A 22,650-nucleotide genomic window follows, 5' to 3' on the forward strand; every position below is an offset into this window, starting at 1 on the left:
ACAGAAGTTGGAGAACCCATGGACCTGCGCAAACTGAAGACCCTGATCGATCTCGTCTCCGAATCGAACATCTCCGAGCTGGAGATCACCGAAGCGGACGGCAAGGTCCGGATCGTCAAGGCCGACCCGACCGCCGTCGCGTCAGGTCCGGTGGCCTATGCGGCCCCCCCGATGATGGCGCCCGCCGCCGCACCGGCCGCGCCGCTGGCCGCCGCACCGGCCGAGGCCCCTGCCGCGCCGGCCGGCCACACCGTCAAGTCGCCGATGGTCGGCACCTTCTACGGCGCCGCCAGCCCGGGCGCCAAGCCCTTCGTCGAAGTGGGCAGCACCATCAAGGAAGGCGAACCGATCTGCATCATCGAGGCGATGAAGATCATGAACGAGATCGAGGCCGACAAGTCCGGCACCGTCACGAAGATCCTGTGCGCCAACGGCCAGCCGGTCGAGTTCGGCCAGCCCTTGTTCATCATCGAATAAGGCGCTGCGCATGTTCAAGAAGATCCTGATCGCCAATCGAGGCGACAAGGCCGCAGGCCTTGCGGCGAAGCCACATTGCGCTGCAGGCGCAGCCTGCAAGGGCAATTGAGCCGAGGCACTATGTTCAAAAAAATTCTCATTGCCAATCGAGGCGAAATTGCCCTGCGCGTGCAGCGGGCCTGTCGCGAGATGGGCATCAAGTCGGTCGTCGTCTATTCCGAGGCCGACCGCGACGCCAAGTACGTCAAGCTGGCCGACGAAGCGGTGTGCATCGGCCCGGCCCAGTCGGCGCAGAGCTACCTCAACATGCCGGCCATCATCTCGACCGCCGAGGTGACCGACGCCGAGGCCATCCACCCGGGCTACGGCTTCCTGTCCGAGAACGCCGATTTCGCCGAGCGCGTCGAGCAGAGCGGCTTCGTCTTCATCGGCCCGACGCCGGACGCGATCCGCACGATGGGCGACAAGGTGTCGGCCAAGCAGGCCATGATCAAGGCCGGCGTGCCCTGCGTGCCCGGCTCCGAAGGCGCGCTGCCAGACGATCCGAAGGAGATCATCAAGGCCGGCCGCGCGGTCGGCTACCCGGTGATCATCAAGGCGGCCGGCGGCGGTGGCGGGCGCGGCATGCGCGTCGTGCACACCGAGGCGGCGCTGATCCATGCGGTGCAGACCACGCGCGCCGAGGCCGGTGCGGCCTTCGGCAACCCGGCGGTCTACATGGAGAAGTTCCTCGAGAACCCGCGTCACATCGAGATCCAGGTGCTGGCCGACGAGCACAAGAACGCCGTCTGGCTGGGCGAGCGCGACTGCTCGATGCAGCGCCGCCACCAGAAGATCATCGAGGAGGCGCCGGCGCCGGGCATCCCGCGCCGCGTGATCGAGAAGATCGGCGACCGCTGCGCCGCCGCCTGCAAGCGCATCGGCTACCGCGGCGCCGGCACCTTCGAGTTCCTGTACGAGAACGGCGAGTTCTATTTCATCGAAATGAACACCCGCGTGCAGGTCGAGCATCCGGTGACGGAACTGGTGACCGGCATCGACATCGTGCAGATGCAGATCCGCGTGGCCGCCGGCGAGAAGCTGCCGTTCCAGCAGCGCCAGATCCAGATGCGCGGCCATGCGATCGAATGCCGCGTCAACGCCGAGGATCCGTACAAGTTCACGCCGTCGCCGGGCCGCATCACCACCTGGCATGCGCCGGGCGGGCCGGGCGTGCGCGTCGATTCGCATGCGTACACCAACTACTTCGTGCCGCCGAACTACGACTCGATGATCGGCAAGATCATCACGCACGGCGACACCCGCGAGCAGGCGCTCGCGCGCATGCGCATCGCGCTGTCGGAGACGGTGGTCGAAGGCATCCTGACCAACATCCCGCTGCACCGCGAGCTGATGGCCGATGCGAAGTTCGTCGAAGGTGGCACCAGCATCCACTACCTGGAAGGCTGGATGAGCCAGCACAAGCGCTGAGGCCCCGATGTACGAGCTGCTGCTGCTGGTCCCGGAAGACCTCGTCGAGCCGGTGTCCGATGCGCTGATGGACGAGCTGCAGGCGCTGTCGGTCTCGGTGGAAGACGCCGATGCCGACACCGATGCCGAGCATGCGCTGTTCGGAGAACCGGGCATGCCGGCGCCGCGCGGCGGCTGGCAGCGCTCGGTGGTGAAGGCGCTGTTCGCCGACGCAGACGCGGCCGACGAGGCGGGTGCGCTGCTGCTCATGCAGGACTGGGCTGCCGACGTGGAGCCGATCGCGATGCACGAGGTCGAGGAACAGGACTGGGTGCGGCTGACGCAATCGCAGTTCGCGCCGGTACCGGTCACCGACACCTTCTGGATCGTGCCGACCTGGCACGAACCGCCGGCGCAGGCAACCACCGTGATCCGGCTCGACCCGGGCCTCGCGTTCGGCACCGGCACGCACCCGACGACGCGCATGTGCCTGCGCTGGATCGCGACGCAGGCGCCGGCCCGCGCGGCCGGTTGGCAGCGCGTGCTCGACTACGGCTGCGGCTCGGGCATCCTCGCGATCGGCGCGGCGCTGCACGGCGGGCGCGGCATCGACGCGGTCGACATCGACCCGGCCGCCGTCGAATCGACGCGCGCGAATGCCGATGCCAACGGTGTCGCGCTCGACGCCGGCCTGCCCGACGCCGCCCGCGGCGAGTACCCGCTGGTGCTCGCGAACATCCTGGCATCCCCGCTGAAGCTGCTGGCCCCGCTGCTGTGCGGCCATGTGGCCGCCGGCGGCGACCTGGTGCTGGCCGGCATCCTCGAACGCCAGGCCGACGAGTTGAAGGCGGCCTATGCTCCCTGGTGCACGCTCGAGGTCAGCGACCAGGAAGAAGGCTGGATCCTGATGACGGCGCGGAAGAAGGCCATGGCATGATTTCGCCATGAGCCTGGCCACTCGTTGCACTGCCTGCGGTACCGTCTTCCGGGTCGTCCAGGACCAGCTCAAGGTCTCCGAAGGCTGGGTCCGCTGCGGACGCTGCGACGAGGTCTTCAATGCGCTCGAGGGCCTGTTCGACCTGGAGCGCGATGCGCCGCCCGAGTGGCGCCCGCCGACCCCACCGGCGCCGGCCCCGATCGCCACCGCTCCCGTGCCGGCGACGCCGTCGTTCCAGCCGCTGCCCGAGCCGCCGGACGATGACGACATCTTCCAGCTCAGCGAAGACGACCGCATCCACTCGCGCTTCTTCCACCCCGAGCAGCCCGACGTCGCGCAGACGCCGGCGCAAGGCGTGGCCCAGCGCGACCGGGTCGATTTCTCGGACGCCCAGTTCAACATGGACCTGCTGGAAAGCGAGGTCCACGGCGGCGCGCCGCCACCGGCACCGCCGCGCAAATCGAAGCCGGCCGCCAGGCCGGCCGCGAAGTCGGCCAAGCCGTCGAAGCCGGCTGCCCGGACGCCGCCGAAGCCCGCGGCGCCCGGCTTCGTGCGCGAGGCTCGGCAGCGCGAGCGGTGGCGCAGCCCGTGGGTGCGAGGACTGCTGTCGCTGCTGGCGCTCGCGCTGCTGGCCGGGCTGGCCGGGCAGGCGGCGCTGCATTTCCGCGACACCGTGGCCGCGCAATGGCCCGAGACGAAGCCGTGGCTCGCGATGGCCTGCAGGCAATGGCATTGCGAGATCGGCGCGCCGCGCCGCATCGACGACCTGGTCGTCGAGAGCAGCGCGCTGGCGCCGGCCAATGGCGGCGCGGCCTACAAGCTGTCGATCGTGCTGCGCAACCGCAGCGCGCTCGCGCTCGCGATGCCGTCGATCGACCTGAGCCTGAGCGACCCGAGCGGGCAACTGGTCGCCCGGCGTGCGCTTGCACCATCGGATTTCCACGTCGCGACGCCGGTCGTCCCGGCCGGCAGCGAGAGCAGCCTGCAGGTGCTGCTGGCCACCGAAGGGCGCCGCGTCAGCGGCTACACCGTCGAGATCTTCTACCCCTGAACCCGAGGGCGCGCCTGGTCGGCACGGTCGCCTCTCTCCCCTGGAGCTTTCATGTCAGCCCTCATCTGCGGATCCCTGGCCTTCGACACGATCACGATGTTTCCCGGCCGCTTCGCGCAGCAGATCCTGCCGGAGCAGGTGCACATCCTGAACGTGTCGTTCCTGGTGCCGACCTTGCGCCGCGAGTTCGGCGGCTGCGCCGGCAACATCGCCTACACGCTCGCGAAGCTCGGCGGCGAGCCGCTGGTGATGGCCACGGTCGGCGCCGACGACGAGGAGTACCGCGCGCGCATCGCGTCGTGGGGCGCGAGCACGGAGTTCGTGCGCAACGTGCCTGACAGCTACACCGCGCAAGCCATCATCATCACCGACACCGACAACAACCAGATCACCGCGTTCCACCCCGGCGCGATGCAGGCGGCGCACACGATCACCGTGCCGACCGACCGTGGCGTGCGCATCGCGATCGTCGCGCCCGACGGCCGCGACGCGATGCTGCAGCACGCGCAGCAACTGGCCGATGCGCAGATCCCGTTCATCTTCGATCCGGGCCAGGGCCTGCCGATGTTCGATGGCGCAGAGCTGAGCCGCTTCATCGCGCAGGCGAGCTGGGTCACCGTCAACGACTACGAGGCGCGGATGCTGTCCGAGCGCACCGGCCTGAGCATCGAGGCGATGTCGCGCTCGCACCTCCAGGGCGTCGTCGTGACGCTGGGGGCCGAGGGTTGCGAGCTGTGGCAGCAAGGCGTGTGCACGCGGGTGCCAGGCGTGCCGGCGAGCGAGGTGCTCGACCCGACCGGCTGCGGCGATGCCTTCCGCGCTGCGCTGCTGTACGGCCTGGAGCGCGGCTGGACGCTCGAGCGCTGTGTCGCGCTCGGCAACCGGGTCGGCGCGCTGAAGATCGCCAGCCGCGGCGGCCAGAACCATGTGATCGATCGCACGGCACTCGGCGTGTGACGCGGAAGTTCCCGGAGTGAGGGGGTGACCCATCGCGGTTTCCGGGATATCTTCACGCCCTGCGTCAGACAAATGTTGATACCTTCGTTGGGTTGATCGGCTCCTCGTCCTGAGAGAGCCGGCAAAGGGAACACGATGCAGGCTTTCCAGTCACTCATATTGGCCTTCACGACACTCGCGTTGTGCGCGGTGACGTGGGGCGTCTGCCATTGGTGGTATGGCCGCCAGCTGAAGGTCTTGCAGCAGCGGGTCGACAAGATGGAGAAGGCGCGGCACGTGGCCGGCCTGCACGCGCAGCAGGCCCGCAAGCAGATCGAGCAGTTGCACAAGCAGATGGCCGTGCTGCAGCAGAAGCGCAGCGACCTGCAGGCGGTGATGCAGTCGCAGCTCGACGTCGACCTGCCGATGGCCACCGGCCGTTCGGCCGGCGACGGCGCGCCTGCGCTGCCCCCGAACGGTTTCGCAGATACGCAGCCGATGTAATTCAGCGGCGGTCGAGACGGAGCCGGGCCGAGCGCCGGGTCGCCCCAAGCCGGCCCGGATCCCCTCGGGGGATCGCCGAAGTACCCTTCGACGAGGGGCCGTCATTCACGAAAAAAACCCGGCCGAGGCCGGGTTTTGTCTGAATGCCTTCCGGCCTCAGGGCTTGTTGCCCGTCGGGAAAGGCCACGCAGCCGCGGGGCTGAGTGCGGTCTTGGCTGCAGGAGCAGCCGCAGGCTTCGCAGCAGCAGGCGCAGCAGGCGCCGCGGGTGCCGCCTTCTTGGCCGCAGGCTTCTTCGCAGCCTTCTTGGCTGCGGGCTTCGCAGCAGGCTTCGCAGCCTTCTTCGCAGGCGCAGCCTTCTTCGCAGGCGCCTTCTTCGCAGCGGCCTTCTTGGCAGGCGCCTTCTTGGCAGCAGCCTTCTTCGCCGGGGCCTTCTTGGCAGCGGCCTTCTTCGCCGGAGCCTTCTTCGCCGCGACCTTCTTCGCTGCAACCTTCTTCGCCGGCGCCTTCTTGGCTGCCGCCTTCTTCGCCGGCGCCTTCTTGGCGACGACCTTCTTGGCAGCGACCTTCTTGGCCGGAGCCTTCTTCGCTGCGGCCTTCTTCGCCGGGGCCTTCTTCGCCGCGACCTTCTTGGCCGGAGCCTTCTTCGCTGCCGCCTTCTTGGCCGGAGCCTTCTTTGCAGTTGCCATTACATTTCTCCTTGATCAAGTTGAAAGAGCACTGCCCTGCGCCGGCGCCATGCCGATGCGAGGCAGTTATTCACTGTCCGAAGTCGCCCAGGAGGGACGCCCCGGTACGGTGAATGGGGTTGCAGACCGTTGGCCACCGCTTGCTTGACGGTGATCTCTTGACGGCCTGCGAATCTTGATCTCGTCCATGACCTGTTGCTGATCTCTTGTATGCAGTCAGCGAAGCGTCAGTCCCACGAGAGGGCGCCACCGGATTGGTACTCGATGACGCGCGTCTCGAAGAAATTGCGCTCCTTTTTCAGGTCGATCATTTCGCTCATCCACGGGAACGGGTTTTCCTCGTTCGGGAAGAGCTCTTCCAAACCAATCTGCGTCGCACGCCGGTTGGCGATGTAGCGCAGGTAACCCTTGAACATCGATGCATTGAGGCCCAGCACGCCACGCGGCATGGTGTCCTCGGCATAGCGGTACTCGAGCTCGACGGCCGTCATGAACAAGGCCTTGATCTCGGCCTTGAACTCGGCGGTCCAGAGGTGCGGATTCTCGAGCTTGATCTGGTTGATCAGGTCGATGCCGAAATTGCAGTGCATCGACTCGTCGCGCAGGATGTATTGGTACTGCTCGGCAGCGCCGGTCATCTTGTTCTGCCGGCCAAGCGCGAGGATCTGCGTGAAGCCGACGTAGAAGAACATGCCTTCCATCAGGCACGCGAACACGATCAGCGACTTCAGCAGCGTCTGGTCGTTCTCGGGCGTTCCGGTGTTGAAGGCCGGGTCCATGATCGCGTTGATGAACGGGATCAGGAACTCGTCCTTGTCGCGGATCGACTTCACCTCGTTGTAGGCGTTGAAGATCTCGCTCTCGTCGAGCCCGAGCGACTCGACGATGTACTGATACGCGTGCGTGTGGATCGCTTCCTCGAAGGCCTGGCGCAGCAGGAACTGCCGGCATTCGGGCGCCGTGATGTGGCGGTAGGTGCCCAGCACGATGTTGTTGGCGGCCAGCGAATCGGCAGTGACGAAGAAGCCGAGGTTGCGCTTGATGATGCGGCGCTCGTCTTCGCTCAGGCCGTTCGGGTCCTTCCAGGTCGCGATGTCGCGCGACATGTTCACTTCCTGCGGCATCCAGTGGTTCGCGCAGGTCGCGAGGTACTTCTCCCACGCCCACTTGTACTTGAACGGCACCAGCTGGTTGACGTCGGTGCGACCGTTGATGATGCGCTTGTCGGCAGCCTTCACGCGTTGCGTGGCGGCGGGACTGGCAGCGGCTTGCGTGCTGGAGGCGGTGGGGATCAAGGGAGAGGCAGGTGCTGCGACGGCAGCATCGAAGTCCGGAGACGGAGCGACCGCACGCGCTTGAGAGGGCAGGCTCTGCGCGGGACTCGCTTTGTGAGAGATCGAGGGTTTAAGGTCTTCTTCCCAAACCAACATGGTGGACTTCCTTGACGCGTTGAATTATGAGAGTGTTGTGTTGAAACACCAAGCACTTATTGACATCGCGAGCACTTCGCTGTTGCTGTGTTGCATCGAAAAAAACGCGTGCTCATCGGAGCACGCGTTCGATGCTCAACGCATCACTGGCAGGCTTCGCAGGTCGGGTCGTCGATCGCGCAGAACTTGATGTCGGTCGCAGGCTCTTGCGATGCCGAGATCACCGGCGCGACAGCCGCGGCGACCACGGCAGCAGCCACCGGCGCCGCCATCACCGACGAGCCGCCATCACCGCTCGACACCGAGTTCATCTGCCCCGCCTTCACGGTCGACTTCTCGGCGTGCGTGGCACCGACGGTGCGCAGGTAGTAGGTCGTCTTCAGGCCGCGCGTCCATGCGAGCTTGTAGGTCTCGTCGAGCTTCTTGCCCGACGCGCCGGCCATGTAGATGTTCAGCGACTGCGCCTGGTCGATCCACTTCTGGCGGCGCGCGGCGGCCTCGACCAGCCACTGCGTCTCGACCTCGAAGGCCGTCGCGTACAGCGCCTTCAGGTCGGCCGGCACGCGGTCGATGCGGCGCAGCGAGCCGTCGAAGTGCTTCAGGTCCATCACCATCACGTCGTCCCACAGGCCGAGCTTCTTCAGGTCGCGCACCAGGTACTCGTTGACGATCGTGAACTCGCCCGACAGGTTGGACTTCACCGACAGGTTGCCGAACGACGGTTCGATCGACGCGCTGACGCCGATGATGTTCGAGATGGTCGCGGTCGGCGCGATCGCCACGCAGTTGGAGTTGCGCATGCCGTGCTCGGCGATGCGGCCGCGCAGCGCCGACCAGTCGAGCGTCGAGCTGCGGTCGACATCGACGTACCCGCCGCGGGCTTCGGCCAGCAGGTCGAGCGAGTCGATCGGCAGGATCCCCTTGTCCCACAGCGAGCCGCGGTAGCTGGAATAGCGGCCGCGCTCGGCGGCGAGCTCGGTCGAGGCCCAGTAGGCGTAGTAGCAGACGGCTTCCATCGAGCGGTCGGCAAACGACACCGCGTCGTCGGACGCATACGGCGTGCGCAGTTCGTACAGCGCATCCTGGAAGCCCATGATCCCCAGGCCCACCGGGCGGTGGCGCAGGTTGGAGTCGCGCGCCTTCTTGACCGCGTAGTAGTTGATGTCGATCACGTTGTCGAGCATGCGCATCGCGGTGGCGACGGTCTTCTTCAGCTTCGCGTGGTCGATCTGCACCACGCCGTCGACCTGCTTCAGGTGGTGGACCAGGTTCACCGACCCGAGGTTGCAGACGGCGATCTCGGTCTCGCTGGTGTTCAGCGTGATCTCGGTGCACAGGTTGCTCGAGTGCACGACGCCGACGTGCTGCTGCGGCGAGCGCACGTTGCAGGCGTCCTTGAAAGTGATCCACGGGTGACCGGTCTCGAACAGCATCGAGAGCATGCGGCGCCACAGGTCCTTGGCCGGGATCTTCTTGAACAGCTTGATCTCGCCGCGCGCGGCCTTGTCTTCGTAGCGCGTGTAGGCTTCCTCGAAGGCCTTGCCGAACTTGTCGTGCAGGTCGGGACAGGTCGACGGCGAGAACAGCGTCCAGTCGGCGCCTTCCATCACGCGGCGCATGAACAGGTCCGGAATCCAGTTCGCGGTGTTCATGTCGTGCGTGCGGCGGCGGTCGTCGCCGGTGTTCTTGCGCAGTTCCAGGAACTCCTCGATGTCCAGGTGCCAGGTCTCGAGGTAGGCGCAGACGGCGCCCTTGCGCTTGCCGCCCTGGTTCACCGCGACCGCGGTGTCGTTGACGACCTTCAGGAAGGGCACGACCCCCTGGCTCTTGCCGTTGGTGCCCTTGATGTGCGAGCCGAGCGCGCGCACGTTGGTCCAGTCGTTGCCCAGGCCGCCGGCGAACTTCGACAGCAGCGCGTTCTCCTTCAGCGCCTCGTAGATGCCGTCGAGGTCGTCGGCGACGGTCGTCAGGTAGCAGCTCGACAGCTGCGAGCGCTGCGTGCCGGCATTGAACAGCGTCGGCGTCGAGCTCATGAAGTCGAAGCTGGACAGCACTTCGTAGAACTCGATCGCACGCGCCTCGCGGTCGATCTCGTTGAGCGCCAGGCCCATCGCGACGCGCATGTAGAACGCCTGCGGCATCTCGATGCGCACGTCGTTGATGTGCAGGAAGTAGCGGTCGTACAGCGTCTGCAGGCCGAGGTAGTCGAACTGCAGGTCGCGTTCGGCCTTCAGCGCCGCGCCCAGGCGCGGCAGGTCGTACTGCAGCAGCTTCTCGTCCAGCCGCTCCGCTTGCACGCCCTTCTTGATGAAGCCCGGGAAGTAGTCGGCGTAGCGCGCCGGCATCTCGCCCTGCAGCACTTCCTCGCCGAGGATTTCCTTGCGGATCGTGTGCAGCAGCAGCCGCGCGGTGGCGCGGGTGTAGCCGGGGTCCTTCTCGATCAGCGTGCGCGCGGCCAGGATCGCGGCCTTGTGCACTTCGTCGATCGGCACGCCGTCATAGAGGTTGCGGCGCGTCTCGGCCAGGATCGGGTCGGGCTTCACGTCGGCGCCCAGGTCGGCGCAGGCCGATTCGATCAGCACCTGCAGGCGGGCGAAGTCGAGCGGCACGCGCTGGCCGCGGTCGATCACGGTCAGCACCGGCTCGGCGGCGGCCTCGGCCACCGGGCCCTGCTTCGAGCGCTCCTGCGAACGGCGCTCGCGGTACAGCACGTAGGCACGCGCCACTTCGTGGTGGCCGCCGCGCATCAGGCCGAGCTCGACATGGTCCTGCACGTCTTCGATGTGGAAGGTGCCGCCGCCCGGGCGCGAGCGCAGCAGCGCACGCATGACCGATTCGGTCAGGCCGTCGACGGTCTCGCGCACGCTGGCCGAGGCCGCGCCCTGCGTGCCGTGCACGGCCAGGAAGGCCTTCATCAGCGCGACGGCGATCTTGTTGGGTTCGAAGGACACGACCGCGCCGTTGCGGCGGATGATCTGGTAGCCCTGGTAGGCCGACGCGGAAGCCGCCGGGCCGGTGCCGCTGCGCGGCGTGCTGGTGGACGTGGAGGCGGCGCTGGGAGTGACGTTGCTGACTGCTTGCATGGATACCCCTTCTTGTGGTCTGTCGACGCGGTATGGATTCAATGCCCGACGTTCACGCCGACCGCCCCGCAGGCCATGGACTGCGGCGCGCCCCCGGCGCTGAGCCGCCGGTGACGCCTGAGAGGAACGATGAAGAACGAAGGACGAGCGCGATGGTTGAGGCTGTGGAACGGCTTGCCAACATGCGCGACCCGGATGCCTGATGACGTGGCGCCCTGACGTTGCCGTCGTGACGTGTTTTCGTCGATGCCGCCTGCTGCGCAGGCCCCTGGATTCCAGATGGCAAGGGCGGGCATGGGTCTGAAGCTGCTGAGACAAGAGGATACCACGAGGACACTATATCTGGGGGTCCGCCACCCTTCAAGCACTAGCTGTAGCGTCCTGCCAAACAAGGGGGTGCTCCGCCGCGGCGCTGCCGCGCATCGTGAAAGTGCATCGCGCGGCCTCGGCGCCCACCAGCGCTGCGCCTGTATCGGCGCATCCGCCAGCAGCCTTGCGCTCCGCGCGATTTGCGTCCGAGACGCCGATGAGAACTGGCTTGTCGCGATGCACGAACGCGTGCATCGGCGTGCAGGACTCAGCGCGGCGCGCGCAGTCCCTCGGGAAAATACCGACGGTGCCAGCGCAGCGCGCCGGTCACGCGCGGCCAGTCGAAGCCCGGACCCGGGTCGATCTTGCGGCCGGGCGCGACATGTTCGTGTCCGGCCACGCCCTGCAGCGGATAGCGCCGCGCGATCGCACGCAGCAGCGGCAGCAGCCGCTCGTACTGCGCGTCTTCGAAGCGCTCGCCTTCGAGTCCTTCGAGTTCGACGCCGACCGAGAAGTCGTTGCAGCCCTCGCGCCCGCGCCAGGCCGAGCGGCCGGCATGCCACGCACGCTGGTCGCAGGAGACAAATTGCAGCAGCTCGCCGTCGCGCCGCACGACGAAGTGCGACGAGACCTGCAGCCCGCGGATCTGCTGGAAATAGGGATGCGCGTCCCAGTCGAGCCGGTTCGCGAACAGGCGCTCGATCGCATCGCCGCCGTATTCGCCGGGCGGCAGGCTGATCGAATGGATCAGCGCCAGCTCGACCGCGCACCCCGGCGGCCGCGGCCCGAAGTTCGGCGATTCGCAGCGGCGGGCCTGCGCGCACCAGCCGTCGGCGTCGATCGCGAGCGCCGGCAGCTCGTCCTGCGCCGGCGTGCCGGCCGCTTCAGCCGGGTTCGCCGCGCTCGACATCGACCGGGTCGTCGGTGCCGCCGACGTTGACGCCGAGGCGGGCCATCCGGTAGCGCATCTGGCGCAGCGACAGCCCGAGGCTCGCACCGGCCGCGGTGCGGTTGTAGCGGTAGCGCTCGAGCGCGCGTTCGAGCACGTCGCGCTCGATGTCGTCGAGGTAGGCCGCGAGATCGCTCGGCAGCGGCGCCTGCACCGGCGCGGCCGGCGCACGCGCGGCTTCGGCGACGGCCGCAGCGGCGACGGGCTTGGCCGACACCACCGGCGTGGCGTCGAACTCCGACGCCTCGCTGTCGCTGAACACCAGTTCGGAGACGCCCAGGTCGGCGACGTCGATCACGTCGCCCACCGTCAGCGCGACCGCGCGGTGCAGCAGGTTCTCGAGTTCGCGCACGTTGCCGGGGAAGCTGTAGCGGCTGAGCTGCACCATTGCGTCGCGCGTGAGCCGCGGCGCGGGCGACACGCCGGCATCGCGCGCGATGCGGTCGAGCACGCGGTCGCAGATCGACGGCAGGTCTTCGAGGCGCTCGCGCAGCGGCGGCACGCGGATCTGGATCACGTTCAGGCGGTAGTACAAGTCCTGGCGGAACTTGCCGGCCTGCACTTCGGCGCCGAGGTCCTTGTGGGTCGCGCTGAGCAGCCGCACGTTGACCGCCTGCTCGACGACCGCGCCGACCGGCCTCACCGAGCGCTCCTGGATCGCGCGCAGCAGCTTGCTCTGCATCGCGAGCGGCAGGTCGCCGATCTCGTCGAGGAACAGCGTGCCGCCGTTGGCGGCCTGGAAGAAGCCCTCGCGGTCTTCGGCGGCGCCGGTGAACGCGCCCTTGCGGTAGCCGAAGAACTCGGCCTCGAGCAGCTGCTCGGGGATCGCGCTGCAGTTGACCGGCACGAAAGGCTGCGCGCCGCGCGGGCTGATCTCGTGGATGGCGCGCGCGACCAGTTCCTTGCCGGTGCCGGACTCGCCGTTCACCAGCACCGGCGCCATGCTGCGCGCCACCTTGTCGATCAGCTGGCGCACCTGCTGCATCGCCTGCGACTGGCCGGCCATGCGCATCAGCGCCTGGCTGACCGGGCCGGCTGGCACCGGCGGCGCGGCCGGCGCCGGCGCGACCGGCCGGGCGGCGGACGGGCCGGAAGACGTCGCCGCCCCGCCGTTCTCGGACGGCAGGCTGGACGGCACCATCGTCGGCACCGTGGCCGCGCTGCGGCCGAGCGCCGACGCGACGACCGCGCGAAACTGCTTCAGGTCGACCGGCTTGGTCAGGTAGTCGTAGGCGCCGGCCTTCAGCGCCTCGACCGCGTTCTCGGCCGAGCCGTAGGCGGTGATGACGATCGCCTTCTCGCGCCGGTTGCCCTCTTCGAGCCGGCGCAGCAGGTCGAGGCCGGTGCCGTCGGGCAGCCGCATGTCGGTGATGACGGCGCTGTACGTGCGGTCCTTCAGGTGCAGCAACGCGTCGTCGACGGTGCCCGCCGTCTCGACGTCATAGCCCTCGCGCAACAGCGTCAGCTCGTACAACGTGCGCAGGTCCGGTTCGTCGTCGACGACCAGCAGGCTGAAGTGGGAAGGCGAACTCATGATGTGAGGTGCAGTCGGGTCTCGGGCGCTTCGATGCCCGCCAGCGGTTTGCGCCGCATCGCGACAAAGAATTCGTTGCGGTTCGGCTCGCTGGCGGCGCGCAGCCGGTAATCGATGCGCGCGCCGTAGCGCTCGCACAGTTCCCGGCAAATATACAAGCCCAGGCCGGTGCCGCGGCTGCGCGTGGAGAAGAAAGGCTCGAACAGGTAGCGCTCGACCTCCGGCGGGATCGGCTCGCCGTTGCTGGTGATGCTCAGCACCACGTGCACGTCGTCGCGCGCCGACAGCGTCAGCCGCACGCCGCCGGGCGTCTGCTGCGCATGCCGCCTGGCGTTGTCGAGCAGGTTGACCATCACGCGGCGCAGGTGTTCCGGGTCGAAGAAGACGCCGAGCGGCTCCTCGGGCAGCCGCACCCGCAGCAGGCTGTCGCCGCCGATCGGCATGCCGGCGGTGCGCGCCCATTCGCTGCAGACGGCGGCGACCAGCGCGGTGGCATCGATCGGGCCGCCGTCCTGCACCTCGCTCGGTGCCACCTCCATCACGTCGTCGACGATGCGCTTCAGCCGGCCGACGTTCTCGGTGACCATCTGCGTCAGCTGGCGCTGGCCCGGCGTCGTGGCGTCTTCGGACAGCAGCGCATTGGCCTGCGAGATCGCGGCCAGCGGGTTGCGGATCTCGTGGGCGATGCCGGCCGACACCCGGCCCATCGCGGCGAGCTTCTCCTGGCGCGTGCGCGCCTGCATGCTGCGCACGTCTTCGACGAACAGCACGCACAGCTCTTCGCTCGGGTCGGGCGCCTGGCGCCGCGTGAAGCGCACCCGCACCCGCAGCGTGCGCGGCGGCGCGGAATCGAAATCGAGCAGCACGTCGCGCCCGCCTTCGGGCCAGGTCGATTCGGCGAATGCGCGCTCGACCGACTTGACGAGCGCGTTCCACGCCTCGACGCCCTGCAGCTGGAACGGTGCCTCGCGCGACACGCCGCTCGGCGCCAGCAGCGCACGCGCGGCCGGGTTGGCGGTGCGCACGCGGCCGCGCCGGTCGACCACCAGCACGCCCTCCTGCATCTCCTCGATGACGAGCCGGTTCAGCTGCGCCTGCTGGCGAGCGAGTTCGAGGCTGCCGCGCGCAGTGAGTTCTTCGCGCGCCAGGCGACCGGCCAGCTCGCCGGCCAGCAGCGTGATCACGAAGAAGCCGCTGCCGGCGAGACCCGCCTGCGTCATCAGCGCGGTGACGTCGGCCCCGCCGGCCAGCACCGACAGCCACGCGACCCCGAGCAGCGCCAGCGTGACGACCGACGCGGTGGCCAGCGCCATCAGGCGCGGCGTCAGCACGCCGGCCATCAGCACCGGCAGCACCAGCAGCGCGACGTAGTTCAGCCCGGAGGCCGGCGACATCCAGTGCAGCGCGCCGAAGCAGACGATGTCGACGCCGATCGTCGAGATCCACTGCGGGCTGCGCAACCGCGCGAGCTCGCGCGGGGCGGCCGAGCGGCGATAGCGCGGCAGCACCCACATCGACAGCGAGAGCGCCGCGTAGGCGATGCTGACGGCGACCACCGGCCACGGTGGCCGGACGCCGAACAACGCGGCGACCACCATCGTCGCGACCAGCGCGACGCCGAGCGCCGCGCGCGCGCTGATGAAGGCGCCGTAGATGCGCTGGAAGGCCGTCTGGCCGGAGCCGATCAGGCGCCGCGCCTGGCGCGTCAGGAAATTGCTGTCGGCCTGCGCCGCCTGCGCGGCCTGCCAGTTGCCGTCGTAGCGCGACTCGTCCTCGGCCCAGCCTTCGCGCGCCTGCGTGTCCTCGCCGAGCGCGCCGAACCACGATTCCTGGCTGGGGCGGGTGGTCGCGCGCGCGTTGGATCGGCGGTCGCTGCGCCGGCGCTCGGGCTTCGGCGGTGTGCTGCTCATTGCGGCGGTTGTGCGCGCTCGAACGCGGCACGGTGGGCTTCGCCGCAGAACACGCCGCCGCGACCGGGCAGCGCATCGGCCTGCGGCAGGTGCAGGCCGCAGTGCGCGCAGGCAACGATGGTGTCGGGCGTTGCGGCGGGTTTCGCAGGCGGCGGCGTCGTCGGCGAGGGGGGTGCCGAGCGGCCGGGGCGCCCGCCGCGCGCCAGCCACACGATCAGGAACACCACCACCAGCAGGACGATCAACTTTCCCATGCGGACCTCAGGCGACCGTGCGGTGCAGCACGACCTCGAACACGAAGCGCGAGCCGACATAGGCCAGCAGCAGCAGCAACGCGCCGGCATACAGCCAGCGGATCGCATGCCGGCCGCGCCAGCCGAGCAGCTGGCGCCCGATCAGCAGCCCGGCGAACACGATCCAGCCGAGCACCGACAGCGTGGCCTTGTGGTCCCAGCGCCACGGGTTGGTGAACCACCAGCCGAGCAGCAGCGTGGCCGACAGCAGCGCGAAACCGGCGGTGACGAACTGGAAGGTCAGGCGCTCGAGCTGCAGCAGCGGCATGCCGGTGCGCGACGCGGCGCGCAGGTTGGAGCGCATGCGCCGCTCGGCGGTGTCGAGCATCACCGCGTGCAGCACCGCGGCACCGAACAGGCCGTACGACGCGATGCCCAGCGCCCAGTGCAGCGGCGCCCAGGCCGACACCGCCTGCGGGCGGAACTCGCCGGGGAAGATCGCCGCCAGCACCACCGCGGCGGCGCCCAGCAGGCCGAGCCAGCGGCGCACGCCGGGCAACGGCACCCAGCGGCTCTCGACGGCATAGACCGCGATCACCAGCCACAGCGTGGCCGACAGCGCCGGCGCGAAGCCGAAGCGCGCGCCGGAGATCGGGCTGCCGATGCCGGCCATGTCGACCACGATGGCCAGCGCATGCGCGATCCAGCCGGCGATCAGCGCGCGGCGGGGCGCGGCGCCGGGGCCGGCGGCTTCGGTGCGACGCTCGCCCAGCAGCACCGCCGCGGCGTAGGCCAGCAGGGCGGCGGCACTGGGCACCCACAGCATCCATGTCGACGGCGAGCTCAATGCGTTGCAACCCTGGGCGATAAACTCATGGTCCACAGTGTACTTTCGCGGGCCGCGTCCTTCGCGCCCGCTTCGCCCCATGGCTTCCACCCTCACCGATCGCCTGAGCCGGCTCGTCAAGACGATGCGCGGCCAGGCCCGCATCACCGACAGCAACGTGCAGGACATGCTGCGCGAGGTGCGCATGGCGCTGCTCGAGGCCGACGTCGCGTTGCCGGTGGTGCGCGACTTCATCGCCCGCGTGAAGGAGAAGGCGCTCGGCGCCGAGGTGGTCGGCTCGCTGTCGCCCGGGCAGGCGCTGGTCGGCATCGTCAACCGCGAGCTGGCGGCGACGATGGGCGACGGCGTCTCCGACATCAACCTCGCGGCCCAGCCGCCGGCGGTGATCCTGATGGCCGGCCTGCAGGGCGCCGGCAAGACCACCACCACCGCCAAGCTGGCCAAGCACCTGATCGAGAAGCGCAAGAAGAAGGTGCTGACCGTGTCGGCCGACGTCTACCGGCCGGCCGCGATCGAGCAGCTGAAGCTGGTGACGAAGCAAGCCGGCGCCGAATGGTTCCCGTCGAGCGCCACCGACCGGCCGCTGGACATCGCGCGCGCCGCGCTCGACCATGCGAAGCGCCACTACTTCGACGTGCTGCTGGTCGACACCGCCGGGCGCCTGGCGATCGACGAGCAGCTGATGAACGAGATCCGCACGCTGCATGCCGAGCTGAAGCCGGTCGAGACGCTGTTCGTCGTCGATGCGATGCAGGGCCAGGATGCGGTCAACGTCGCGAAGGCCTTCAAGGAGGCGCTGCCGCTGACCGGCATCGTGCTGACCAAGACCGACGGCGATTCGCGCGGCGGTGCGGCGCTGTCGGTGCGCCAGGTGACCGGCGCGCCGATCAAGTTCGCCGGCGTCAGCGAGAAGATCGACGGGCTGGAGGTGTTCGACGCGCAGCGCCATGCTGGCCGGGTGCTGGGCATGGGCGACATCGTCGCGCTGGTCGAGGAGGTGCAGAAGGGCGTCGATGTCGCGGCGGCGCAGAAGCTGGCCGAGAAGCTGAAGTCCGGCGACAACTTCGACCTGAACGACTTCCTGTCGCAGATCAGCCAGATGAAGAAGATGGGCGGGCTGTCGGGCCTGATGGACAAGCTGCCGACCCAGATGACCGCGAAGGCCGGCAACCTGGGCCAGGCCGACATGGACCGCGCCGAGCGCGACGTGCGTCGGATGGAGGGCATCATCAACTCGATGACGCCGCTGGAGCGCCGCAAGCCCGAGCTGCTGAAGGCCACCCGCAAGCGGCGCATCGCCGCCGGTGCCGGCGTGCAGGTGCAGGAGGTCAACCGGCTGTTGAACCAGTTCGAGCAGATGCAGGGCATGATGAAGAAGATGAAGGGCGGCGGCCTGATGAAGATGATGAAGCGCATGGGCGGCCTGAAGGGCCTGGGCGGCCCGGGCGGCCTGCGCTGAGACGACTTGTCACATCCCACCCCGAACCGGTGGGCTGCTGACGCGCTGCAACCGCCCGGCAGGCGGCACAATGACGGACCTCGCGCGCGCCGCCTGCCAAGGCCGCGCTGCTCCCCAACACGGACCTGGACCCCGAGATGGAACTGCTGTTGATCGCCGCCCTGGTGCTGGTGGGCGGCCTGGTGATCTGGAAGATGAGCACGCGCAGCGCCAAGCCCGCCGCCGCCAAGCGCAACAAGCCGCGCTCGCTGGAGGCGCTGGACACGCTGCAGTCGTGGCAGCCGCAGGCCACGCGCATCCTGACCACCGCCGAGCGCAAGGCCTACCTCGCGCTGCGCGGCGGGTTGCCGGAGCACATCATCCTGGCGCAGGTGCCGCTGGCGCGCTTCGTCAAGGTGCCGACGCGGCATTCGTATTCGGAGTGGCTGCGCCGCGTCGGGCTGCTGTGTGCCGACCTGGTGGTCTGCGACAGCAGCTCGCAGGTGATCGCGGTGGTCGACATCCGCGCGCCCGAGGCGCACGAGAAGGAGCGCACCTCGCAGCGCCACAACCGGATGGACCGCGTGCTCGAAGCCGCCGGCATTCCGCTGCACGTCTGGCGCGAGGATGCGCTGCCGAGCGCGACCGGCGCACGCAACGCGATCCTCGGCAACAAGTCGAGCGAGAGCACGCCGTCGACCCACGCGCCGTCGACGACCGCCGGCTATCAGCCGGTCGGCCGCCACCAGGCCGACGAGGACGACGGCCTCGAGATGCGCGAACCGCCGCCGTCGACCTGGTTCGACGACATCGATTCGGCGCCGGCCCCGCTGGCCCCGGCCGCGCCGCCGGCGAACATTCCCCGCTCCGGCAGTTCACCGCGCATACGATAAAAATTCAGTCCAGCAGCGCCTGCGCGAACTCGCGCGCGCTGAAGGTCTGCAGGTCCTCGAGCTTTTCGCCGACGCCGATGAAGTAGACCGGGATCGGCCGCTCGCGCGCGATCGCCGCCAGCATGCCGCCCTTCGCGGTGCCGTCGAGCTTGGTGACGATCAGGCCGGTGAGGCCGAGCGCGTCGTCGAAAGACTTGACCTGGGCCAGCGCGTTCTGGCCGGTGTTGCCGTCGATCACCAGCAGAACCTCGTGCGGCGCGCCCTGCTGGGCCTTCGCGATCACGCGCTTGATCTTCTTCAGCTCCTCCATCAGGTGCAGCTGCGTCGGCAGGCGTCCGGCGGTGTCGGCGATGACCACGTCGCAGCCGCGCGCCTTGCCGGCGACCACCGCATCGAAGCTGACCGCGGCCGGATCGCCGTCGGCCTGCGAGACGATCTCGACCGAGCCGGCCTGCTGCGCCGGCACGTCGGCGCGTTCGGCCCACACCGCGAGTTGCTCGCGCGCGGCGGCGCGGAAGGTGTCGGCCGCGGCCAGCAGCACCTTCTGCCCGCTGTCGGCCAGGTGGCGCGTCAGCTTGCCGATGCTGGTGGTCTTGCCGGCGCCATTGACGCCGACCACCATCATCACGGTGGGCGCGTGCTCGCCGACGCGCAGCGGCTTCTCGAGCGGGCGCAGCAGGTCGGCCACCGCCGCGGCGAGCAGCGCCTTGACCTGCGCCGGATCGGCGGCCTTGGCCTCCTTCACGCGGCGGCGCAGGTCGTCGAGCAGGAACTCGGTGGCCTTGACGCCGGCGTCGGCCATCAGCAGCGCCGATTCAAGTTCTTCGTAAAGGGTCTCGTCGATCTGCGTGCCGGTGAAGACCTGCGCGATGCTGGAGCCGGTCTTGCGCAAGCCGCCGCGCAGCTTGTCGACCCAGCTGCGGCGTTCGGGTTCGGAGGCGATGGCGGCGGGTGCGGTGGCCGCCGGCGGTGCGGCAATCGGCGATGCAGGAACCGGCGGCACGACGGCGGGCGACGGCGCGGCATCGGCAGGGGCCGGTTTTTTCTTGAAGAAGCTGAACATTCGAGGCAGGTCGGTCGTGTGAGAGCGAGAGTGTGAAGGGTCCCACGACAACGTGTGCCGAGGTCGACCGGAAGTGATCAAAACCCTGGCTATAATGTGAGGCTCAGGCGCTTTAGCTCAGTCGGTTAGAGCGACGGAATCATAATCCGCAGGTCCGGGGTTCGAATCCCTGAAGCGCCACCAGATCAGCAAGCCCGCACGAACATTCGTTTGTGCGGGCTTTGTCATTCATGGCATGCCTTCGAGCGGTGGATCTCACGGTCGCACAGCCAGCGTCACGGCTTGTCCCCCCGCGGCGTGATGTTCCCCATCCCCGACACCGCGCGCCGCACGACCGGGTGCCCCCAGAAGTCGATCCTTCCGGCGCCCGAGATCGCGAGCTGCAGGTCGTCGATCACCCACAGCTCGGCGGTGCCGACGCCGCTGATCGCCACCTTCGCGCGCGCCGTACGCAACTGATCGGCCATCAGCTTGCCGCGGCCCGACACGTTGAGCTCGAGCTGCTCGACGCGCCCGGCCAGCTGCCCGTCGCCCGCGCCCGAGATGTCGAAGCGCAACTGCCGCGCGGCGAGCTCGTCGAAGCGCACGCTGCCCGAGCCCGAGATGCCGATCACCAGCTGGTCGCAACGGACCGGTCCCGGCGCCTGCACCTCGCCAGCGCCCGACATCGTCACGTGCGTCAGTTGCCGCACCTGCACGTCGATCGTCGGCCGATCCTCGCGCCAGAATTTCCAGCCGTCGCCGGCGCGGATGCGCAGCCGTCGGTCGACCAGGTCCACCTCGACGCCGCGCTGCGCCGACTCGTCGCCGGGGATGAACACCTGCTCGCGTTCGCCCTGCGTGACCCGGATGCGCGCGCTGCCGTCGATCTCGATCCGGTCGAAGGCCCCCGGCGCGACCACGCGGCCGACCGGCGCGGCGGCCGGCTGTGCCTGCGCCCCCAAGCCGGCGAGCGCCAGCACCACGCCCGACACCAGGCCCGACAACGCGCGCGCCATCACCCGCCGCAACGCCCTCACAGCGACTGCTCCCGCAGCCGCCGCGACACGTCGCGGTTGGCGGTGATGCGGCTGCCGTCGCGCATCTGCACCACCAGCTGCGAGTTCTCGTCGGGCGCCATCGCGTCGACGAAATCGAGGTTGACGATGCAGCCGCGGTGCAGCCGGATGAAGCGCGCCGGGTCCAGCCGCGGCTCGAAGCTGGCGATCGGCAGGCGCACCAGGAAGCTGCGGCCGCGGCTGACCAGCGCGGTGTACTTGGTGTCCGAGCGCAGGTACTCGATCTGGTCGACATGCAGCGGAAAGATCTTCCCCTGGTCGCGCACCAGCACCCGTGTCAGCGGCTCGGTCGGCGCCTGCTCCAGCGCGCTCACCGCCTGCGCGGTCGCCTCCTGCACCTCTTGCGCCTGCGCCACGCCCGAGGCCAGTGCATGCTCGATCGCCTCGACCAGCCGCTCGCGCGCGAACGGCTTCAGCAGGTAGTCGACCGCATGCAGCTCGAAGGCGGCCAGCGCATGCTCGTCGTACGCCGTCGTGAAGATGACGGCCGGCCGCGGCCCGTCGTCGGCCAGCGCCTTCAGCACCTGCAGCCCGTTCAGGCCCGGCATGTGGATGTCCATCAGCACCAGCTGCGGCCGCAGCGCGCGGATCTGCGCGAGCGCCGACACGCCGTCGGCACAGGTGGCCACCAGCGCGAGCTGCGGCATCTGCGCGACCCAGTCGGCCAGCGCATCGGCGGCGAGCGGTTCGTCTTCGGCGATCAGCACGCGGGTCGTCGTCATGTCGTTCATTGCGGTATCCACAAGTCCACCCGGAAGCCGGCGCCGGGCGCGGTGTGCACGCGCAGGCGTGCGCGTCCGTCGTAGTCGAGCGCGAAGCGGCGCTTCAATGCGTTCAGGCCGATGCCGGTGCGCGGCGCCTGTCCCTCGGCGGTGTCGGCCACCCGTGCCGGATCGCAGCCCGGACCGTCGTCGGCGACCGTCAGGTCCAGCCCGCGGTTCAGCCCGTTGCGCTCGCTGACGATGCGGATGCAGCCGCCCTGCAGCCGCGGCGCCACGCCGTGCAGCACGCTGTTCTCGACCAGCGGCTGCAGGCTCAGCGGCGGGATCTCGTCCTGCAGCGTCGCCGGGTCGAGCTGCCAGTCGATCTGCAGCCGCCCGCCCAGGCGCAGGCTCTCCAGCGCCAGGTAGTCGCGCACGAAGGCCACCTCGTCGGCCAGCGCGACCCGGTCGGCCGCGCTGCGCTTGCTGTCGAGCACGTAGCGCAGCATGCCGGCAAAGCGCATCAGCGCCGCTTCGGCGGCCTGCGGGTCCTTGCGGGTCAGCGCGATCAGCGTGTTCAAGGTGTTGAACAGGAAGTGCGGATTCAGCTTGCCGGTGATCGCCGCCAGCTCGGCCTGCGCGAGCGCCGATTCGGCCTGCGCGGCCGCCAGCGCGGCGCGGCGCGCACGGCGGGCTTCGAGCAGCGCGGTGAAGCCGGTCGCGATGGCGGCGTAGACGACGGCGCCCCAGATCGCCCGCCACAGCAGCGTCTGCGAGAACACCGCGAACGCATGGTCGGCGCCGAACAGCAGCAGCGAGGTCGCGAAATCGAGCGCCTGCCACAGCGCGCCGAACAGCAGTGCGCACGCGGCATGCAGCGCGATCGCGGCGGCCGGGCGCGGCATGCGGTCCTGCAGCCAGCGCACCCACGGCAGCACGACCGCGCCGAGCAGCATCGCCGGCCACAGCTGCAGCGTGGCCTGGTAGACCGCCTCCCACAGCTGCCAGAGGCCGCGCTGGAACTCGGTGCCGGCCAGCACGTACAGCAGCCACGACAGCAGGCAGCCGGCGGCATAGGCGAGCCACGGCGTCCAGTCGGCGCGGCGCGTGCTGCCGCCGGTCGGCAGGGGAATGGCGCTGGCGCGGTGGTCGGGCATGCAC

21 protein-coding genes and 1 tRNA gene are annotated in these 22,650 nt (G+C 69.1%); 9 read left to right on the top strand and 13 right to left on the bottom strand.

From position 1 onward, the window contains the following. Positions 1-18: 18 nt before the first annotated feature. The 6 genes from accB to FHT26_RS10200 all read left to right on the top strand — a co-directional run bounded on the left by accB (position 19) and on the right by FHT26_RS10200 (position 5,354). Entirely contained in the window at positions 19-477 is a 459-nt protein-coding gene (gene accB / locus FHT26_RS10175) for an acetyl-CoA carboxylase biotin carboxyl carrier protein (protein ID WP_168560010.1), read from the top strand. A 120-nt stretch (positions 478-597) separates the two neighbouring features. Beyond that, the gene (gene accC / locus FHT26_RS10180) at positions 598-1,947 is read left to right on the top strand and encodes an acetyl-CoA carboxylase biotin carboxylase subunit (RefSeq protein ID WP_056806226.1); all 1,350 of its coding nucleotides are present in this window, start codon (positions 598-600) and stop codon (positions 1,945-1,947) included. A gap of 7 nt (positions 1,948-1,954) precedes the next feature. After that, complete coding sequence (prmA, locus tag FHT26_RS10185; RefSeq protein ID WP_168560011.1) at positions 1,955-2,863, top strand: 50S ribosomal protein L11 methyltransferase; 909 nt, start codon at positions 1,955-1,957, stop codon at positions 2,861-2,863. Positions 2,864-2,870: 7 nt separating this feature from the next. Beyond that, positions 2,871-3,914, top strand: a complete 1,044-nt coding sequence (locus tag FHT26_RS29510) for a zinc-ribbon and DUF3426 domain-containing protein (RefSeq protein WP_210427316.1) — start codon at positions 2,871-2,873, stop codon at positions 3,912-3,914. Positions 3,915-3,965: 51 nt separating this feature from the next. Beyond that, positions 3,966-4,871, top strand: a complete 906-nt coding sequence (locus tag FHT26_RS10195) for a carbohydrate kinase family protein (RefSeq protein WP_168560012.1) — start codon at positions 3,966-3,968, stop codon at positions 4,869-4,871. A gap of 135 nt (positions 4,872-5,006) precedes the next feature. Beyond that, positions 5,007-5,354, top strand: a complete 348-nt coding sequence (locus FHT26_RS10200; RefSeq protein ID WP_168560013.1) for a prefoldin domain-containing protein — start codon at positions 5,007-5,009, stop codon at positions 5,352-5,354. Positions 5,355-5,510: 156 nt separating this feature from the next. Here FHT26_RS10200 and FHT26_RS10205 read toward each other — a convergent pair whose 3' ends face one another. The 9 genes from FHT26_RS10205 to FHT26_RS10245 all read right to left on the bottom strand — a co-directional run bounded on the left by FHT26_RS10205 (position 5,511) and on the right by FHT26_RS10245 (position 16,315). Continuing rightward, on the bottom strand, positions 5,511-6,041 hold the full coding sequence (locus tag FHT26_RS10205; protein ID WP_056806204.1) for a histone H1-like DNA-binding protein: 531 nt from the start codon (positions 6,039-6,041) through the stop codon (positions 5,511-5,513). A gap of 227 nt (positions 6,042-6,268) precedes the next feature. Then, positions 6,269-7,471 carry a ribonucleotide-diphosphate reductase subunit beta gene (locus FHT26_RS10210; RefSeq protein WP_168560014.1) on the bottom strand — a complete coding sequence of 401 codons (1,203 nt, stop codon included), beginning with the start codon at positions 7,469-7,471 and terminating at the stop codon, positions 6,269-6,271. Positions 7,472-7,614: 143 nt separating this feature from the next. Beyond that, entirely contained in the window at positions 7,615-10,554 is a 2,940-nt protein-coding gene (locus FHT26_RS10215; protein ID WP_168560015.1) for a ribonucleoside-diphosphate reductase subunit alpha, read from the bottom strand. Between the two features lie 38 nt (positions 10,555-10,592). Continuing rightward, positions 10,593-10,850 carry a hypothetical protein gene (locus FHT26_RS10220; protein ID WP_168560016.1) on the bottom strand — a complete coding sequence of 86 codons (258 nt, stop codon included), beginning with the start codon at positions 10,848-10,850 and terminating at the stop codon, positions 10,593-10,595. 281 nt (positions 10,851-11,131) lie between these two features. Next, positions 11,132-11,773 (bottom strand): 1,6-anhydro-N-acetylmuramyl-L-alanine amidase AmpD, encoded by a 642-nt coding sequence (gene ampD / locus FHT26_RS10225; RefSeq protein WP_168560017.1) that lies wholly within the window; start codon positions 11,771-11,773, stop codon positions 11,132-11,134. Next, complete coding sequence (locus FHT26_RS10230) at positions 11,748-13,346, bottom strand: sigma-54-dependent transcriptional regulator (RefSeq protein ID WP_168560018.1); 1,599 nt, start codon at positions 13,344-13,346, stop codon at positions 11,748-11,750. Before FHT26_RS10230 ends, ampD begins: the two co-directional genes overlap by 26 nt. After that, on the bottom strand, positions 13,343-15,256 hold the full coding sequence (locus tag FHT26_RS10235) for an ATP-binding protein (protein WP_168560019.1): 1,914 nt from the start codon (positions 15,254-15,256) through the stop codon (positions 13,343-13,345). The genes FHT26_RS10230 and FHT26_RS10235 overlap by 4 nt, the downstream gene beginning before the upstream one ends. Next, a complete protein-coding gene (locus FHT26_RS10240; protein WP_210427317.1) occupies positions 15,253-15,510 on the bottom strand; it encodes a PP0621 family protein in 258 nt (85 codons plus the stop codon). The genes FHT26_RS10235 and FHT26_RS10240 overlap by 4 nt, the downstream gene beginning before the upstream one ends. A 7-nt stretch (positions 15,511-15,517) precedes the next feature. Continuing rightward, entirely contained in the window at positions 15,518-16,315 is a 798-nt protein-coding gene (locus FHT26_RS10245) for a cytochrome C assembly family protein (RefSeq protein WP_056806184.1), read from the bottom strand. A gap of 100 nt (positions 16,316-16,415) precedes the next feature. On the opposite strand from FHT26_RS10245, the gene ffh reads away from it, so the two are divergent. Both ffh and FHT26_RS10255 read left to right on the top strand, forming a co-directional pair. Then, positions 16,416-17,795 (top strand): signal recognition particle protein, encoded by a 1,380-nt coding sequence (ffh, locus tag FHT26_RS10250; protein WP_168560020.1) that lies wholly within the window; start codon positions 16,416-16,418, stop codon positions 17,793-17,795. A gap of 137 nt (positions 17,796-17,932) precedes the next feature. Further along, the gene (locus tag FHT26_RS10255) at positions 17,933-18,667 is read left to right on the top strand and encodes a DUF2726 domain-containing protein (RefSeq protein WP_168560021.1); all 735 of its coding nucleotides are present in this window, start codon (positions 17,933-17,935) and stop codon (positions 18,665-18,667) included. A gap of 4 nt (positions 18,668-18,671) precedes the next feature. Here FHT26_RS10255 and ftsY read toward each other — a convergent pair whose 3' ends face one another. Then, on the bottom strand, positions 18,672-19,730 hold the full coding sequence (gene ftsY, locus FHT26_RS10260; protein ID WP_168560022.1) for a signal recognition particle-docking protein FtsY: 1,059 nt from the start codon (positions 19,728-19,730) through the stop codon (positions 18,672-18,674). A gap of 106 nt (positions 19,731-19,836) precedes the next feature. Between ftsY and FHT26_RS10265 the strand changes: the two genes are divergently transcribed. Further along, a tRNA-Met gene (locus FHT26_RS10265) sits at positions 19,837-19,913 on the top strand. Between the two features lie 92 nt (positions 19,914-20,005). Here the strand turns inward: FHT26_RS10265 and FHT26_RS10270 are convergent. The 3 genes from FHT26_RS10270 to FHT26_RS10280 are packed head-to-tail and all read right to left on the bottom strand — an operon-like array spanning position 20,006 to position 22,646. Next, positions 20,006-20,749 carry a GIN domain-containing protein gene (locus FHT26_RS10270; RefSeq protein ID WP_168560023.1) on the bottom strand — a complete coding sequence of 248 codons (744 nt, stop codon included), beginning with the start codon at positions 20,747-20,749 and terminating at the stop codon, positions 20,006-20,008. Then, positions 20,746-21,510 carry a LytR/AlgR family response regulator transcription factor gene (locus FHT26_RS10275; RefSeq protein WP_168560024.1) on the bottom strand — a complete coding sequence of 255 codons (765 nt, stop codon included), beginning with the start codon at positions 21,508-21,510 and terminating at the stop codon, positions 20,746-20,748. Before FHT26_RS10275 ends, FHT26_RS10270 begins: the two co-directional genes overlap by 4 nt. A 5-nt stretch (positions 21,511-21,515) precedes the next feature. Continuing rightward, positions 21,516-22,646, bottom strand: a complete 1,131-nt coding sequence (locus tag FHT26_RS10280; protein ID WP_168560025.1) for a sensor histidine kinase — start codon at positions 22,644-22,646, stop codon at positions 21,516-21,518. Positions 22,647-22,650 lie beyond the last annotated feature (4 nt).

It is taken from the genome of Rhizobacter sp. SG703 (assembly GCF_012275445.1).
Taxonomy (GTDB): domain Bacteria; phylum Pseudomonadota; class Gammaproteobacteria; order Burkholderiales; family Burkholderiaceae_C; genus Rhizobacter.